Annotated in this window: 15 protein-coding genes; 7 read left to right on the plus strand and 8 right to left on the minus strand. The window is 38.7% G+C overall.

Annotated features, from left to right (window positions below; genetic code table 11):
* Positions 1 to 25: 25 nt before the first annotated feature.
* The 3 genes from speF to QQS40_RS02925 form a co-directional block, all read right to left on the minus strand.
* Positions 26 to 2,188 (minus strand): ornithine decarboxylase SpeF, encoded by a 2,163-nt coding sequence (gene speF, locus QQS40_RS02915; protein WP_126469984.1) that lies wholly within the window; start codon positions 2,186 to 2,188, stop codon positions 26 to 28.
* A gap of 250 nt (positions 2,189 to 2,438) precedes the next feature.
* Positions 2,439 to 2,546, minus strand: a complete 108-nt coding sequence (speFL, locus tag QQS40_RS11215; protein ID WP_420485557.1) for a leader peptide SpeFL — start codon at positions 2,544 to 2,546, stop codon at positions 2,439 to 2,441.
* 297 nt (positions 2,547 to 2,843) lie between these two features.
* Positions 2,844 to 3,848, minus strand: coding sequence for an ornithine carbamoyltransferase (locus QQS40_RS02925; RefSeq protein WP_329506021.1), 1,005 nt, complete (start codon positions 3,846 to 3,848; stop codon positions 2,844 to 2,846).
* A 229-nt stretch (positions 3,849 to 4,077) separates the two neighbouring features.
* On the opposite strand from QQS40_RS02925, the gene cpdB reads away from it, so the two are divergent.
* Positions 4,078 to 6,051 carry a 2',3'-cyclic-nucleotide 2'-phosphodiesterase gene (gene cpdB / locus QQS40_RS02930; protein WP_289902349.1) on the plus strand — a complete coding sequence of 658 codons (1,974 nt, stop codon included), beginning with the start codon at positions 4,078 to 4,080 and terminating at the stop codon, positions 6,049 to 6,051.
* 57 nt (positions 6,052 to 6,108) lie between these two features.
* Here the strand turns inward: cpdB and QQS40_RS02935 are convergent, their stop codons facing one another.
* On the minus strand, positions 6,109 to 6,207 hold the full coding sequence (locus QQS40_RS02935) for a methionine/alanine import family NSS transporter small subunit (protein WP_049355588.1): 99 nt from the start codon (positions 6,205 to 6,207) through the stop codon (positions 6,109 to 6,111).
* A gap of 2 nt (positions 6,208 to 6,209) precedes the next feature.
* A complete protein-coding gene (locus QQS40_RS02940; protein WP_289902350.1) occupies positions 6,210 to 7,724 on the minus strand; it encodes a sodium-dependent transporter in 1,515 nt (504 codons plus the stop codon).
* A 164-nt stretch (positions 7,725 to 7,888) separates the two neighbouring features.
* On the opposite strand from QQS40_RS02940, the gene QQS40_RS02945 reads away from it, so the two are divergent.
* From QQS40_RS02945 to ilvA, 6 genes are all read left to right on the plus strand, one after another.
* A complete protein-coding gene (locus QQS40_RS02945; protein ID WP_289902351.1) occupies positions 7,889 to 8,527 on the plus strand; it encodes a tellurite resistance TerB family protein in 639 nt (212 codons plus the stop codon).
* Between the two features lie 186 nt (positions 8,528 to 8,713).
* Positions 8,714 to 10,369, plus strand: coding sequence for an acetolactate synthase 2 catalytic subunit (gene ilvG / locus QQS40_RS02950; RefSeq protein WP_329506025.1), 1,656 nt, complete (start codon positions 8,714 to 8,716; stop codon positions 10,367 to 10,369).
* Position 10,370: 1 nt separating this feature from the next.
* Entirely contained in the window at positions 10,371 to 10,589 is a 219-nt protein-coding gene (ilvM, locus tag QQS40_RS02955) for an acetolactate synthase 2 small subunit (RefSeq protein ID WP_297568740.1), read from the plus strand.
* On the plus strand, positions 10,589 to 11,164 hold the full coding sequence (locus QQS40_RS02960) for a hypothetical protein (RefSeq protein WP_297568737.1): 576 nt from the start codon (positions 10,589 to 10,591) through the stop codon (positions 11,162 to 11,164). The genes ilvM and QQS40_RS02960 overlap by 1 nt, the downstream gene beginning before the upstream one ends.
* Positions 11,165 to 11,499: 335 nt before the next feature.
* Entirely contained in the window at positions 11,500 to 13,338 is a 1,839-nt protein-coding gene (gene ilvD / locus QQS40_RS02965) for a dihydroxy-acid dehydratase (protein WP_329506027.1), read from the plus strand.
* Between the two features lie 86 nt (positions 13,339 to 13,424).
* A complete protein-coding gene (ilvA, locus tag QQS40_RS02970; RefSeq protein WP_329506028.1) occupies positions 13,425 to 14,966 on the plus strand; it encodes a threonine ammonia-lyase, biosynthetic in 1,542 nt (513 codons plus the stop codon).
* A gap of 49 nt (positions 14,967 to 15,015) precedes the next feature.
* Here the strand turns inward: ilvA and QQS40_RS02975 are convergent, their stop codons facing one another.
* The 3 genes from QQS40_RS02975 to atpG are packed head-to-tail and all read right to left on the minus strand — an operon-like array spanning position 15,016 to position 17,734.
* Positions 15,016 to 15,444, minus strand: a complete 429-nt coding sequence (locus QQS40_RS02975; protein WP_289902356.1) for a F0F1 ATP synthase subunit epsilon — start codon at positions 15,442 to 15,444, stop codon at positions 15,016 to 15,018.
* Positions 15,445 to 15,473: 29 nt separating this feature from the next.
* A complete protein-coding gene (gene atpD, locus QQS40_RS02980) occupies positions 15,474 to 16,847 on the minus strand; it encodes a F0F1 ATP synthase subunit beta (protein ID WP_049355597.1) in 1,374 nt (457 codons plus the stop codon).
* Between the two features lie 17 nt (positions 16,848 to 16,864).
* Positions 16,865 to 17,734, minus strand: a complete 870-nt coding sequence (atpG, locus tag QQS40_RS02985; RefSeq protein WP_289902357.1) for a F0F1 ATP synthase subunit gamma — start codon at positions 17,732 to 17,734, stop codon at positions 16,865 to 16,867.

Raw genomic sequence — 17,734 nt, forward strand, 5'->3', positions numbered from 1 at the left:
AGAAGATCCTCACAACCTCACTTTATTAATAGTCAGTTAAAACATAGCCATATGCACGAGTACGTCCATCAGGGTCTTTTTGTAAGTAAACCCCTTGGATTTCAGGTGCGAAGCCAGGTAATGTGTTGATACCTTCTTCTAATGCAAGGAAATATTGTTGTGCTGTAGTGCTCCATTTTTCTCCTGGCACTACACATAACACACCTGGAGGATAAGGTAACGCACCTTCCGCAGCCACACGACCAACAATATCAGTCAACGGAACGAGTTCAACTTTGTTACGTACTAACTCAATATTTGCATCATGTGGATTTAATACATATTCTGGTAATGTCGCTTTGCGGAACAAATCTTTTTGAAGTTGTTTTACATTGCGGCTTACATAAAGATCATGCATTTCTTGGCATAATTGACGAATGGTGTAACCTTTGTAACGATCTTCATTGTTTTTATACACAGTTGGTAAGACATCTTTTAATAAAGAGTCTTGTTTAATGTGTTTTTCAAACAAGGCGATTTGAGCAACTAAAGTTTGCATTTTGGTGAGAGTTTCTGCCGGAGTGAGCAAGAATAAGATTGAGTTCAAGTCACATTTTTCCGGAATAATACCGTTTTCACGTAAGTAGTTAGCAAGAATGGTTGCTGGTACACCAAATTCTTCATATTCACCTGTTTCTAAGCTAATACCCGGTGTGGTAAGCAAGAATTTACATGGGTCAACGAAGTATTGTTCATCAGCATAACCTTCAAATTTATGCCATGTATCTGTTGGGTGGAATTTGAAGAACTCGAGATTAGTTGCGATTTCTTCTGTGTCATAATCTTGCCATTTTTTACCTTTAATTGTGGTTGGAATAAATGGACGAATTAATTCACAGTGATTTAATACTAATTTACGTGCTTCGATACCGACTTTCACACATTCATGCCATAATCGACGACCAGCTTCACTACCTTGAATTTTCGCATTCACATCTAACGTAGCAAATAACGGATAGAACGGACTAGTTGACGCATGTAGCATAAAGGCATTATTGAAACGTTTGTGGTTTACATAACGATCTTGACCTTTAATGTGTTTATCTTTTTTGTGAATTTGTGAAGTTTGTGAGAAACCTGCTTGTTGTTTATGAACAGATTGTGTCACTAAAATACCTGGGTCATTTTCATTTAATTCAAGCAATAATGGCGAGCAGTCTTTCATCATTGGAATGAATTGTTCATAACCTACCCATGCAGAGTCGAATAAGATGTAGTCACAAAGATGACCAATTTTATCTACCACTTGACGTGCGTTATAAATTGTACCGTCATAAGTACCTAATTGAATAACAGCTAAACGGAATGGACGTTTTTGGTTTAATTTTTCAGGCGCCACTTCTTTAATTAATGATTTCAAATAATCTTCTTCGAAGCAGTGACTATCGATACCACCAATGAAACCAAATGGGTTACGAGCAGTTTCTAAGTAAATTGGGGTTGCACCCGCTTGAATTAATGCACCATGGTGGTTTGATTTATGGTTATTACGGTCAAATAACACTAAATCGCCTGGAGCAAGTACAGCATTTAACGCAACTTTGTTTGAAGAAGATGTACCATTCAATACGAAGTAAGTTTTATCTGCATTGAATACTTGAGCCGCATATTTTTGTGCATCACAAGCTGCCCCTTCGTGAATTAACAAGTCACCTAATTTCACGTCCGCATTACAAATATCCGAACGGAAAATGTTTTCACCGTAGAAGTCATAAAGGAAACGACCTGCTGGATGTTTACGATAGTATTGACCACCTTGATGTCCCGGGCAGTCAAAAGCAATATTACCCATTTCTACATATTCACTTAACATTTTGAAGAATGGAGGTAACATTTTTTCTTCATAAAGTTTCGATGCAGTTTCGATTTGACGGCTATAAAGTTTGATGTCATAACCGTTTAAATCTTGAATATGGTAAATAGAATCATAGAATTTTGGATCCACTTGTTGTTCTTCTGTTTGAACAACGAATACAGGAACGCCGAATTTTGTTGCTTGAATTCTATCGAGGTATTCACCTACATCACTTGAACTTAATACGATGGCTGCAACATCTGTAAAGTCTGTTTTAGCAATCTCAACTAATTCTCTATTTGTAGAGAAATATTGTTCAACTTTTGGGCTATATGCAATTTTTAAGTTTGGCATAATGAACTCCTTCATTTATTTTTGACGTAAAGTTACCCAGCATTATTAATTTTAATAATGCAATAGATTTATTTAGAATAAAATAACCCTATCTAGTTTTTTATTATAAAAACTAAAGTAAGAATATATTTATTTTAAATTAAATAAGATTAAGTTAATTCCTAAAGATATTTCTTACCTGTTCTAGGCAATACAAAAATATCCAGAAATTAATCTGTGGAGACTCTCTAAACAGAGAGAACAACTCTGTTTAGAGAGCCGTGTTGGATGGTTTGTTTTGAGAAGCAAATAAAGAGTATGAGAAACAAGAACGATAAGATGGCATCATAATATGACGAATGCGACGAATATGAGCCATTAAAGAACGACCTTTTATCGGATTAAACCGTAAAAGTCTTAATGCCTTTGTATGGACATATCTGTGTATATATGTACGAAATAGCATAGAAAAAATCCCTCTTTCTATCTAAACTAACCTTTGTTGGGTACATTCTCTGCTTGTGTAAATATTATGTCAATAATATTTTTCAAAAAACGTGATCATTATCAAAAAATAAATTTAAATTTTACATAAAAATAAAACTACAAAAGTATGGAAATATTTTATCCTTAAAATTAGATGATAAATAAATATACCAATTTATCTAGATCCTTCCTAAGCTAAACTCGCAACCATGACTGCTTTAATTGTGTGCATACGGTTTTCTGCTTGTTCAAATGCAATGTTCATTGGCGATTCAAATACATCTTCAGTTACTTCAATACCATTCGCTAATTCAGGATATTTTTCAGCAATTTGACGACCCACTTTGGTTTCACTGTTATGGAAGGCAGGTAAGCAGTGCATAAATTTCACTTTTGGATTACCAGTGCGTTTCATTAATTCAGGTGTGACTTGATAAGGAAGTAATAATTTAATGCGTTCGCCCCAAGTTTCTAATGGTTCACCCATTGAAACCCACACATCAGTATGGACAAAATCTACACCTTTCACAGCTTTGTCGATATCTTCAGTTACAGTAATACGAGCGCCACTTTCTTTCGCAAATTTTTCGCACATTTCCACAAGACTTGCTTCTGGTAATAATGCTTTAGGTCCACAAATACGAACATCCATACCTAATTTTGCACCAATTAATAAAAGTGAATTACCCATGTTATTGCGAGCATCCCCAATATATACATAGCTAATTTCGCTTAATGGTTTATCGCAATGTTCAATCATGGTAAGTACGTCGGCAAGCATTTGTGTTGGGTGGAATTCATCGGTTAAACCATTGAATACCGGCACACTAGCATAATCAGCAAGTTCTTGCACGGTACTTTGTTTAAAGCCACGATATTCAATGCCATCATACATTCTGCCTAATACGCGGGCGGTATCTTTCATACTTTCTTTGTGGCCAATTTGAGAGGAGTTCGGGTCGATGTAGGTGACTTGTGCGCCTTGGTCATAAGCAGCGACTTCGAATGCACAGCGTGTGCGGGTGGAGTTTTTTTCAAAGATGAGCGCTATATTTTTGCCTTTTAATTTTTGTTGTTCTGTGCCTGCATATTTGGCTCGTTTCAAATCTCGGGAGAGATCTAAGAGATATTTAATTTCACGTTCTGTGTGATGAACAAGACTCAATAGGTGTCTATTTTTAAGATTAAAAGCCATAGCGATCTCCTTATCGGATGCCATCAATAAATGGCTACCTTACTGTGAATGAAGTAATTTTTAGCGGATTTAATACCCTATTTTTGTCCCAAACGTGAAGTTTTGCAATCAAATTAAATCCCTTATTTTGTGATGCATATCACACTTCATTTCAGAACTTTATATTGCGCTTTCTTTATATATAAAAGAGATTTAAAATCTTGCCGATTTTTATACAACAGGAGCTCATATGATCAACAGAAGAGATTTCATCCAACTTGGCGCAAGCAGCATTTTAGCGTTAAGTGCAAGCCGTTTTGCTTTTGCGAAAAGCGACACACAAGTCGATTTACGTATTGTGGCAACGACCGATATTCACAGTTTTTTAACTGACTTCGATTACTACAAAGATGCACCGACTGAGAAATTCGGTTTTACCCGTGCAGCAAGCTTGATTCGTCAAGCTCGTCAAGAAGTGAAAAACAGCGTTTTAGTTGATAACGGTGACCTAATTCAAGGTAACCCAATTGCTGACTATCAAGCAGCTAAAGGTTATAAAGAAGGCAAATCAAACCCAGCCGTGGATTGCTTAAATGCGATGCACTATGAAGTAGGGACATTAGGTAACCACGAGTTTAACTATGGCTTAGATTATTTAGCGGATGCGATTAAACAAGCGAAATTCCCTATCATCAATGCTAACGTAGTGAAAGTCGGTACCGAAGAGCCCTATTTCACGCCTTATGTAATCCAAACAAAAGAAGTGGTGGATAGCCAAGGTGAAACGCATAAACTAAACATTGGTTATATCGGTTTTGTGCCACCACAAATTATGGTGTGGGATAAAGCGAACTTACAAGGCAAAGTAGAAACCCGCGATATCGTGAAAACCGCACAAAAATATGTGCCAGAAATGAAACAAAAAGGTGCAGATATTATTGTGGCACTTGCGCACACAGGCCCATCTGACGAGCCATATCAAGAAGGTGCAGAAAACTCAGCATTCTATCTTGCTGATATACCGCACATTGATGCGATTGTTTTCGGTCACTCTCACCGTTTATTCCCAAATAAAGAGTTTGCAAAATCACCAAATGCAGATATTGCTAAAGGTACTGTGAAAGGCGTGCCTGAAAGTATGGCAGGTTACTGGGCAAATAACATCAGTGTAATCGACTTAACCCTTGCTCAACACAATGGCAAATGGTTAGTGGCTGATGGTAAAGCGGCTCTTCGCCCAATTTACGACGCTGAAAACAAAAAAGCGACCACAGAAAGTGACGCAGAATTGACCGCACTTTTAAAACCTGTGCATGAAGCCACCCGTGAATTCGTGGCGCAACCAATCGGTAAAGCCACCGATAACATGTATAGCTACTTAGCCTTAGTGCAAGATGACCCAACTATTCAAATTGTGAACCAAGCACAAAAAGCTTATGTTGAAAAAGTAGCACCAAGTGTTGCAGCAATGGCAGGCTTACCAATTTTAAGTGCAGGCGCACCATTTAAAGCAGGTGGACGTAAAAATGACCCTACTGGCTATACAGAGGTGAACAAAGGTGAATTAACCTTCCGTAATGCGGCAGATTTATATCTCTATCCAAATACCTTAATTGTGGTGAAAGCAACGGGTGAAGAATTGAAAGAATGGTTGGAATGTAGCGCAGGTATGTTCAAACAAATCGATCCTACAAGTGACAAACCACAATCTTTACTTGATTGGGAAGGCTTCCGTACTTATAACTATGATGTGATTGACGGTGTAAATTATGAATTCGACCTCACTCAACCAGCGCGTTATGATGGCGAATGCAAATTGATTAACCCGAATTCACACCGTGTAGTGAATTTAACTTACCAAGGTAAACCGGTTGATCCAAAAGCAGAATTCTTAATTGCGACTAATAACTATCGAGCTTACGGTAATAAATTCCCAGGCACAGGCGATGCACACATTGTTTACGCTTCTCCTGATGAAAACCGCCAAATTCTTGCGGATTACATCAAAGCAGAAAGTGAAAAGCATGGCCATGTAAACCCAAGTGCGGATAAAAACTGGCGTTTTGCACCGATTAAAGGTAACGATAAATTAGATGTGCGTTTTGAAACCTCGCCAAGCGAACAGGCAGCGAAATTTATTCAAGATAATGCACAATATCCAATGAAGAAAGTCGGCACTGATGAAGTGGGCTTTGCGGTATATCAAATCGATTTATCTAAATAACAAAAAAGGGCGTGCTCAGCACGCCCTACTTATTTCAAAGTGCGGTCAATTTTGACTTTATTTCTCTTCTTTTGGAAGTCTAATTAAAGCAAAGATCAAGCCTCCCCAAATCACAAGAAGCGCCACAATCATCATTGCAATTGCAATACTTGTCATCTTTATTCTCCTTTTTCTTCAAGATTAAAGTTCTCTTCATTTTTCCATTTTAAGCGAGAAAGAATGAACGAAACGACTACAAGCAAAATTGCCATACCCCAACCAAAGGTATTTACGAACCAACTTGGATAACCTTCATAACCTTCTGTAAATACCTTCGCACCTTCACTAAATAACATAAAGGCAAGAATACCCGTGGTGATGACAATGCATAAACGCCATAAAAAACCGACTTTAAATGAAGAGCTTTGATTTAAGTGGTTGCCTAATAAACCTAGTTTTTCATTTGCTACAATCACAATTAATGAAACAAATGCGACCGCTACAATACCAAAGTAGTTCACAAATTTATCGAACACATCAAGCATTGGTAAGCCGGTTGTGGTACCGAATAAAATTACTGATACCACCATCATTGGTAAACCGACGATAAAGGTCACTTTTGAACGACGAATGCGAAGTTTATCCTGTACCGCAGAAATAATTACTTCAATAACAGAGATAAATGAAGTTAATGCTGCGAAAGTTAATGAACCGAAGAACAATACCCCTAACACTTCACCAAATGGTGCTTTATTAATGATGGTTGGGAATGCAAAGAAGGCTAAACCAATACCGCCTTTTGCCACCTCACTCACTTCCACACCTTGTGCAGCTGCAATAAAGCCTAATGCCGCAAATACACCGATACCTGCAAGTACTTCAAAGCTTGAGTTCGCAAAGCCAACAACTAAACCACTTCCTGTTAAATCAGAATCTTTTTTCAGGTAAGACGCATAAGTGATCATAATCCCGAAACAAATAGAAAGAGAGAAGAAGATTTGACCGTAAGCCGCAATCCACACACTTGGGTTAGACAATTTAGACCAGTCTGGGGTAAATAACGCATTCAAGCCTTTTTCTGCACCTGGTAAGAATAAAGAATAAACAACCAACGCCACAAACATCACCACTAAAACAGGCATTAAGATATCTGCAGATTTAGAAATCCCTTTTTTAATACCTAAAGAAAGTACGCCTAATGCTACTAACCATACCGCGATTAATGGACCAGTTATCATGCCGACAAACTCAAAGCTCACTCCATTACTGATCTCCCCCATTTTTAAGAATTCATGTAAGAAGAAATCAATTGGTTGATCGCCCCAAGCAGAATTAAGTGAGAAGTAGGTATAGCTTGCCGCCCAACCTAATACTACTGCATAGTAAAGCCCGATAATGACATTGACCATCACCTGCCACCAACCAAACACTTCAAAATGTGGGTTAAAGCGACGATAAGAAAGTGGCGCACCTCCACGATGGCGATGACCAATTGCGTAATCTAAGAAAAGCAATGGAATACCAGCGGTTAAAAGAGCAATGAGGTAAGGGATAATAAATGCACCGCCTCCGTTTTCATAAGTGGTATAAGGGAAACGCCAGATGTTTCCTAAGCCAACAGCGGATCCAATTGCCGCCATAATAAATGCTTTCCGACCGGAGAAGGTCTCACGCTTTGCGTTTGACTGCGCCATATTAAGTTCCTTTTGAATGAAGAAAGATTTCAATATAATGAATTCTAAAACCGAGTCAAGAACTCGATTTAAAGAGAGATTAAATTCAGTGAATTTTTTTCAAATTTAACTGTCTAATCACACAATTAAATTTTTATTTACACCAAACTGAAAAGGAAACATTTATGGATCTCAACAGCATTTTAAATCAAGTTTTAGATGTCGCTAAAAACTCTGCAAGCAAACTTGAAACCGGCAACCAAACTATTGACTCTATCACTAAAGTAGGTGGCGGTGCTGCATTAGGCGGTATTTTATCAATGATTTTAGGCCGTAGTGGTGGTGCAAGTTTAGCAAAATTAGGCTCACTTGCTGTATTAGGTAACCTTGCTTATCAAGCTTACCAAAACTATCAAAAATCCCAACAAAGCAGCCAACCAAACATCTCAGAAAATGCGTTTGATGTATTAAATTCATCAACTTATATCGATACAGGTGAATTAATTTTACGCACAATGATCGCCGCAGCGGCAGCAGATGGTGAAATTACTGAAGATGAAAAACAAACTATTGCAAACGAAGCAGGTAACAACCCTGAATTAGCACAATGGATTGCACAAGAAATCCAAAATCCAATTTCTATCAATGAAATTGCACGTCTTGTAGGCAACGATACTGCACTTGCAAGCAATGTATATTTAGCTGCTCGTTTAGTAAGCAAAGATTTATCTCGCAAAGAAATCATTTTCTTAGCAGATTTAGCAAAAGCATTAGGCTTAGATGATGCACTTGTTGAACAATTAGAAAAACAAGCTGGTTTCTAATTTTAGACACAGAAAATATCACATTTTCTAATGTCTCTTTTCATCAAAAAACACGATAATATTTTTTATCGTGTTTTTTTCGCTTGTATTTTTGTAAAAACCTGTCTAAAAATAGAAAAATTCAGCTACAATGCTGAACTTAAGCTTTTAATAAACTATATCAATAATCATAAAATAGGAAGCAATATGACAGGTGCACAACTCATCATTCAATGTCTAAAAGCGCATGGCGTAACCGATCTTTTCGGCTACCCAGGCGGGGCAATCATGCCAACCTATGATGCAATTTATGACTCAGCTCTTGACCATCTTCTTTGCCGTAACGAACAAGGTGCAGCAATAGCCGCAATTGGTTATGCTCGCTCTACGGGCAAAGTTGGCGTATGTGTCGCAACATCAGGTCCAGGTGCAACCAACTTAGTAACAGGTTTAGGCGATGCCTTTGCTGATTCTGTACCTATCGTGGCATTTACTGGTCAAGTAGCAGCACCACTTATCGGTACAGATGCTTTCCAAGAAGCTGATGTTTTAGGTTTATCCCTTGCGTGTACCAAACACAGCTATATTGTTCAATCTGTTGAAGAACTTCCTGAAATTATTGCTTCTGCTTTCCAAATTGCACAAAGCGGCAGACCAGGCCCTGTTCTCATCGATGTCCCTCGTAACATCCAAGTTGGCGATGTACCAGAACATATCAAACCTATTGTCAAACCAACCGTAAAACCAACCGCACTTTCAGAATTAAAATTAGCTGAAGCAAAAACATTATTGGCACAAGCGAAAAAACCGGTGCTTTATGTCGGTGGTGGTGTAGGCATGGCGAAAGCTACACAAGCGGTCAAAAAATTCCTACAAATTACCAAAATGCCATCTGTTTCAACATTAAAAGGTTTAGGCTCAATTGACCCGACCGATCCCGTTTATATGGGCATGATTGGTATGCACGGCACAAGACCTGCCAATATTGCCGTACACGAATGTGATTTATTGTTAGTGTGCGGTGCACGTTTTGACGACCGCGTGACAGGCAAATTAGACAGTTTTGCGCCACAAGCTAAAGTCATTCATTGTGATATTGATGCGGCTGAAATCAATAAACTTCGTGTGGCCAATGTTGCCCTTCAAGGTGATTTAATTCAAGCTTTAGAGGCTTTAAGTATCCCGCTTGCGATTGATGATTGGCGTACACATATTCAAGCGCTGAAAGCCAAACTCGATTTTACTTATATCAACAATGCAGGTAATCGACCGATTGACCCTTGGGCATTGCTCAACACTCTTTCACAGCGTAAACCTCAAAATGCGGTGATTTGTACCGATGTTGGTCAACACCAAATGTGGTCAGCACAACATATGCGTCATTTCGCACCAGAAAACTATATTACCTCTGCGGGCTTCGGCACCATGGGATTTGGTTTACCTGCAGCGGTGGGCGCGAAAAAAGCACGTCCTCATGATGAAGTGATTTTAGTCACGGGTGATGGTTCATTGATGATGAACATTCAAGAATTAGGTTCAATCAAACGCGGCAAATTACCCGTGAAAATTTTACTGTTAGATAACCAACGTCTTGGTATGGTGCGTCAATGGCAAGACCTTTTCTGGAACAAACGCCGCTCTGAAACCATTTTAGAAGATAACCCTGATTTCGTGATGTTAGCGAAAGCTTTTGATATTCCAGCTGAACGCATTGAGCGCGCTGATGACGTGGATGCAGCACTTAATCGCTTATTAAATAGCGAAACCGCTTATTTGCTACAAGTATGCATTCCACCTGAAGAATGCGTATGGCCATTAGTCCCACCAGGTGCATGTAATGCCGATATGTTGGAGGAAATTTAAGATGAATCAATATACTTTTGACTTGATCGCTCAACATCGCCCAGAGGTTTTAGAACGTGTATTACGCGTTATTCGTTTACGTGGTTTCACTGTGACTAATATGGATATGGCATTGGTAGAAACCCAAGTGAAGTTAAAAATCACTGTAAAATCTGACCGCACTTTTGATTTGTTGGTGAATCAATTGGAGAAATTGCCGGATGTGGTGGAGATAAAATAATGAAAAAATTTCTTTTACTTGTTATTTCTATCTTATTTATAGTTGGATGTACAACCAATAAAAAAGAAATATCTAAACAAACAGAGGTGATCCAAGCCTTTTTTATTGCAAACAATAATATTTATGCCATAGGAGATTTAAATAGCTATCAATTCTCATCTTCTAAATCTGAAGATGTGCAAAATTTCATTAATTTTTTAAATTCTAAAGATATGAAAGCTTTTAAAGAAGCACGCATAGATCGTATTGAAAAAAATAGTGAAGATAACAAAATTAAAGCATTCGTATTTATTGAACTTGATAGCAAAAAATTGACTAAAAAGGAGATAGAAAGTTTATTTAATAAACGTGATGTTTACAAATCCTCTCAGGGAAATCCTGACTTACTTTTTGGAATAAGTCATGGTGAGCTTGTAAAGCTTCAGAATAAAGATGAGATCTTGATTAAAGGAAAGCTCTCTAAACCATTAAAAACAAATTTTATTGAATATAAAAAATCAACAAGTTTTGATTATGAAGGGACCAAAGAGGGAGCTTCAATGGCTGTTGTTTGGGGGGCGTTGCTATTCTTATGATTCCATTAGCAATTATTACATTACCATTTCAAGCTATAGATTCTTTATCTAAATAATTGCATTTATAAATTTAACTTTATTGAATAATTTCTTCGTATTATCTTCTGCCAAATCTCCCCTACCCCTCTTTGATAAAGAGGGGGAAAGAACGAGCGAGATTTTATATCATTATTCTACTTTGATATGGCAAATATAAATTAGTCAGATGACAGCAAATTTATAAAGAAAATCCCCTCTTTAGCAAAGAGGGGTAGGGGAGATTTGGCAGTATTCATTAACGAAGAAATTAAATAATATAACGAACTTTAACAAAAATTTACTTGGAGAGATTATTTATGCCAAAACTACGTTCAGCGACCAGCACTCAGGGTCGTAATATGGCAGGTGCACGTGCCTTATGGCGTGCAACAGGGATGAAAGAAAATGACTTTGGTAAACCGATTATTGCGGTAGTGAACTCTTTCACCCAATTCGTACCTGGGCATGTTCATTTAAAAGATATGGGGCAACTGGTTGCAGCTGAAATTGAAAAAGCCGGCGGCGTAGCAAAAGAATTCAATACTATTGCGGTAGATGACGGTATTGCTATGGGTCACGGTGGGATGCTTTATTCCTTACCAAGCCGTGATTTAATCGCAGATAGCGTGGAATATATGGTTAATGCTCACTGTGCTGATGCGATGGTGTGTATTTCCAACTGTGACAAAATCACCCCGGGAATGTTAATGGCGGCAATGCGTTTGAACATTCCAACTATCTTCGTTTCAGGTGGCCCAATGGAAGCGGGTAAAACGAAATTATCTGATAAGCTTATTCGCTTAGATTTAGTGGATGCGATGATTGAAGCGGCAGATCCGAATGTAAGTGATGAGCGTATTGATGCGATTGAGCGCAGCGCTTGCCCAACTTGTGGTTCTTGCTCAGGCATGTTCACCGCTAACTCAATGAACTGCTTAACCGAAGCTTTAGGTTTATCTTTACCAGGCAATGGCTCGATGTTGGCGACCCATGCTGACCGTAAAGAATTATTCTTAAAAGCAGGTCGTCAAATTGTTGAGCTTTGCAAACGCTATTATGAACAAGATGATGAAAGTGTTCTGCCACGTTCAATTGGCACCTTTGAAGCCTTTGAAAATGCCATGAGTTTAGATATTGCGATGGGTGGTTCAAGTAATACCGTTTTACACTTATTAGCGGCTGCTCAAGAAGCAGGCGTAGATTTCAAAATGGAAGATATTGACCGCTTATCACGCGTTGTGCCTTGCTTAAGCAAAATTGCACCAAATACTAATAAATACCATATGGAAGACGTACACCGTGCAGGTGGTATTATGGGCTTATTAGGTGAATTAGATCGTGCGGGGCTAATCCATCGCAACACCAAAACCGTGTTAGGAACAACACTAGAAGAACAATTAAATCAATACGATATTATTCGTAACAAAGACGAAGAATTACACAAATTCTTCCGTGCCGGCCCTGCTGGTATTCGCACCACACAAGCCTTCTCGCAAGATTGTCGTTGGGATAGCATAGATGATGACCGTGTAAGTGGATGTATCCGTAACAAAGAAAATGCAATTTCTCAAGAAGGTGGCTTAGCCGTATTATTCGGTAATATCGCAAAAGACGGTTGTATCGTAAAAACGGCGGGTGTGGATGAGTCTATCTGGAAATTCACAGGCCGTGCTATCGTATTTGAAAGCCAAGAAGACGCTGTAGCCGGTATTTTAGGTGGTAAAGTTAAAGAAGGCCATGTAGTAGTCATCCGCTACGAGGGTCCAAAAGGTGGCCCAGGTATGCAAGAAATGCTTTATCCAACCAGCTACTTAAAATCGATGGGCTTAGGTAAAAAATGTGCTTTATTAACAGATGGTCGTTTCTCTGGTGGTACATCCGGTTTATCTATTGGTCACGCCTCGCCTGAAGCAGCTTCCGGCGGTGCAATTGGCTTAGTACATGATGACGATATTATCGAAATCGATATTCCAAATCGTTCGATTAATCTAAAAATTAGCGATGAAGAATTAGCAACACGTCGTACTGAGCAAGATGCCAAAGGCTGGCAACCCGCTCACCGTGAACGTGAAGTATCATTCGCCTTAAAAGTATTTGGTCACTTCGCTACTTCTGCAGATAAAGGTGCAGTGCGTGATAAAACACTTTTAAAATAATTTCTAATCACTCCTCCTCTCACAAAAGAGAGGAGGATAAAAATAAAGAAAAATTAACCGCACTTCATCATAACAAATTAAGTATCATGAAAAATCTACTTACCAATTCTCAACCCTCTCAATCGGATTATGTTAACGCGATTGTTAAACTTGGCTCCAGAGTATATGAAGCCGCTACTGTAACCCCGCTACAAAAAATGGGGAAATTATCCGAGCGCCTACATAATAATATTTGGATTAAACGTGAAGACCGCCAGCCAGTAAATAGCTTTAAGCTGCGTGGTGCCTATGCCATGATTTCCAGTCTTTCTTCTGAACAAAAACAGGCGGGTGTCATTGCCGCTTCTGCAGGTAATCATGCGCAAGGCGTAGCATTATCAGCAAAACAACTTGGGCTAAAAGCATTGATCGTTATGCCACAAAACACACCAAGCATTAAAGTGGATGCCGTCCGTAGTTTTGGTGGCGAAGTGTTTCTACACGGAGCTAATTTTGATGAAGCCAAAACTAAAGCGATTGAGCTTTCAAAATCTAAACATATGACATTTATTCCACCGTTTGATCATCCATTGGTGATCGCGGGTCAAGGTACGTTAGCGATGGAAATGCTGCAACAAGTGGCTGATTTGGATTATGTCTTTGTGCAAGTTGGAGGTGGTGGTCTCGCCGCTGGCGTAGCCATTTTACTCAAACAATTTATGCCGGAAATTAAAGTGATCGGTGTCGAGTCCAAAGATTCAGCCTGTTTGAATGCTGCTTTAGAAAAAGGTGAACCTACAGATTTAGCACACGTTGCCCTGTTTGCTGATGGTGTAGCAGTAAAACGTATTGGTGATGAAACATTCCGCTTATGCCAGAAATATTTGGATGGTATGGTGTTGGTGGATAGCGATGAAGTTTGTGCCGCAATGAAAGATTTATTCGAAAATGTGCGCGCGATCGCCGAACCATCTGGTGCTCTAGGTCTAGCTGGTTTGAAAAAATACGTAAAACAAAACAATCTAGAAGATAAAAACATGGCAGCGATTTTATCCGGTGCCAACCTTAACTTCCATACTTTACGTTATGTTTCAGAACGTTGCGAAATTGGTGAAAACCGTGAAGCTTTATTGGCGGTAACCATGCCTGAGCAACCTGGTAGTTTCTTAAAATTTGCCCATGTCATCGGTAATCGAGCAGTAACAGAATTTAGTTATCGTTATGCAGATAACCAAAAAGCTTGCATTTTTGTTGGTGTGCGAACGACTAATGAAGCAGAAAAAGCAGACATTATTGCTGATTTAACGAAAAATGGCTTTGATGTTGAAGATATGTCTAATGACGACATTGCTAAAACACACATTCGTTACTTGATGGGTGGACGAGTTTCAAACCGTAATGAGCGACTTTATAGCTTTGAATTCCCAGAACAAAAAGGCGCTTTACTGAAATTCTTAGAAATATTAGGTAAACGCTGGAATATTTCATTGTTCCACTATCGTGCGCATGGTGCCGATTACGGTAATATCCTTGCAGCATTTCAATTAGAAGAAAAAGATAACACAGAATTTGAGCAAGCTTTAACACAACTCGGTTATGTTTATGAAGATGTAAGCGAAAGTAAAGCTTATCGATATTTCTTAAGATAGAAACAAAAAGAGCGGTCAAAATGACCACTCTTTTTTTATTACCATAAATTTATCGTTTTGATTTAACGAGTTTTTCAGTAAGCTCGTAAGCACGAAGTTTCGCTAACTCTCTAGAAAGTTTCGCTACAAGTAGGTCATGATCTACATCAGAAATATGAGCCACAATATTTTCTTCTGCTTGGCGTTTTGCATTCAAGATGCGTTCAGCATCCAACTCTTCTCCACGAATTGCTACATCAGCGAGTACTGTTACAACTGTAGGTTGTATTTCTAAAAAACCACCTGAAACATAAATAACTTCTTCAGTTTCATTTTTAAGCGTAAATTTGATAATGCCAGGCTTAATCGCAGTAAGTAAGGGAGTATGACCAGGTAAAATACCAAGCTCTCCTTCAATACCTGTTGCTCTAAGTTGTGTTACATCACCTTCAAAGATTTTATCTTCGGCACTCACGATAATGAGTTTTAATGTTGCCATTTTAGTTCTCCTTCAATAACTTGAAGCGATTACATATTTTTGGCTTTTTCTAGCACTTCTTCGATCGAACCTACCATATAGAACGCTTGTTCTGGAATATGATCGTATTCACCGTCTAAAATACCTTTGAAACCACGAATAGTATCTTTTAATGATACATATTTACCTGGAGAACCGGTAAATACTTCAGCAACGAAGAATGGCTGTGATAAGAAACGTTCAATTTTACGAGCACGTGCCACTACTAATTTGTCTTCTTCTGATAATTCGTCCATACCAAGAATAGCGATGATATCTTTTAATTCTTTATAACGTTGTAGGATACCTTGTACGCCACGAGCAACATCATAATGTTCTTGACCCACGACTAACGGATCTAATTGGCGAGAAGTCGAATCCAACGGGTCAACTGCTGGATAAATACCTAAAGATGCAATTTGACGACTTAATACAACGGTTGAATCTAAGTGTGCGAATGTTGTTGCTGGCGATGGGTCAGTCAAGTCATCCGCAGGCACATATACCGCTTGAACAGAAGTAATAGAACCTGTTTTGGTTGAAGTAATTCGTTCTTGTAACACACCCATTTCTTCCGCTAATGTTGGTTGATAACCTACCGCAGATGGCATACGACCTAAAAGTGCCGATACTTCGGTACCTGCAAGGGTATAACGATAGATATTATCAACAAAGAATAATACATCACGGCCTTCATCACGGAATTTTTCAGCCATAGTTAAACCAGTTAATGCAACACGAAGACGGTTACCTGGCGGCTCATTCATTTGACCATAAACCAAGGATACTTTATCTAATACGTTAGATTCGGTCATTTCATGATAAAAGTCATTACCTTCACGAGTACGCTCACCAACTCCCGCAAATACAGAATAACCAGAATGCTCAATCGCAATGTTACGGATTAACTCCATCATATTTACGGTTTTACCCACACCCGCACCACCGAATAGACCTACTTTACCACCTTTTGCGAATGGACAAATTAAGTCGATAACTTTAATCCCTGTTTCTAATAATTCTGTACTGTTAGATTGTTCTTCATAGCTTGGCGCTGCACGATGGATAGACCAACTTTCTTCTGCACCAATTTCACCCCGTTCATCAATAGGTTCACCCAATACGTTCATAATACGACCAAGGGTTTTTGTACCTACAGGCACTTGAATTGGGTTACCCGTGTTGTCCACTTTTAAGCCACGTTTTAAACCATCAGATGTACCTAATGCGATACAACGAACTACGCCGCCACCTAATTGTTGTTGAACTTCAAGGGTTAAACCTGATTCAACTTTTAATGCATCATAAACTTTTGGTACTGCATCTTGTGGGAATTCAACGTCAATCACCGCACCGATGATTTGAACAATTTTACCTGTTGCCATTACCGTTCCTCTTTTCGTTAAATTGCAGCCGCACCGGCGACAATTTCATTTAATTCATTTGTAATACTCGCTTGACGAGCTTTGTTATAAACTAACTGCAAGTCATTAATTAAGTTACCCGCATTATCTGTTGCCGCTTTCATTGCAACCATACGAGCAGCTTGCTCGGAAGCAAGGTTATCCACCACAGATTGATACACTTGTGATTCTAAATAACGAGTTAATAAGCTATTTAATAACGCTTTAGGATCTGGCTCATAAAGATAATCCCAAGTGTGTTGTCTTTGCTCTAAATTATCCGTTTCTAATTCTGGTAATGGTACTAATTGTTGATAAATAGGGGATTGAGACATCGTATTGATAAACTTGTTATAAGCAATATAAATCGCATCAATTTCACCTTTACGATAGGCCTCAAACATCCCATTTGCAACACCAAGCAATGCTTCCATTGCCGGATTATCACCGAGACCTGAGAGCTGTTCATTAACAGGCAATCCTAGTGAACGAAAGAAATTAATGCCTTTTGAACCAATTAATCCTAATTGAACATTAACACCTTTCGTTTTCCATTGTTTGATTTCTGTTACCACCGTTTTAAATAAATTTATATTTAAACCGCCACACATTCCTCTATCTGTAGAAACGACTAAAATGCCGACATTCTTCACATCTCTTTCTGCTAGAAATGGATGTTTGTAACCAACATTCGCTTTAGAGACATGGCTGATAACATTTCGTATTGTTTCAGAATACGGACGAGACGCTGCCATACGATCTTGCGTTTTACGCATTTTCGAAGTCGCCACCATTTCCATTGCCTTAGTAATTTTTTGTGTACTTTGTACGCTGGCAATTTTGGTTTTTATCTCTTTTGCACCTGCCAT

Origin of the sequence: Haemophilus parainfluenzae (assembly GCF_036288925.1) — a bacterium.
Taxonomy (GTDB): domain Bacteria; phylum Pseudomonadota; class Gammaproteobacteria; order Enterobacterales; family Pasteurellaceae; genus Haemophilus_D.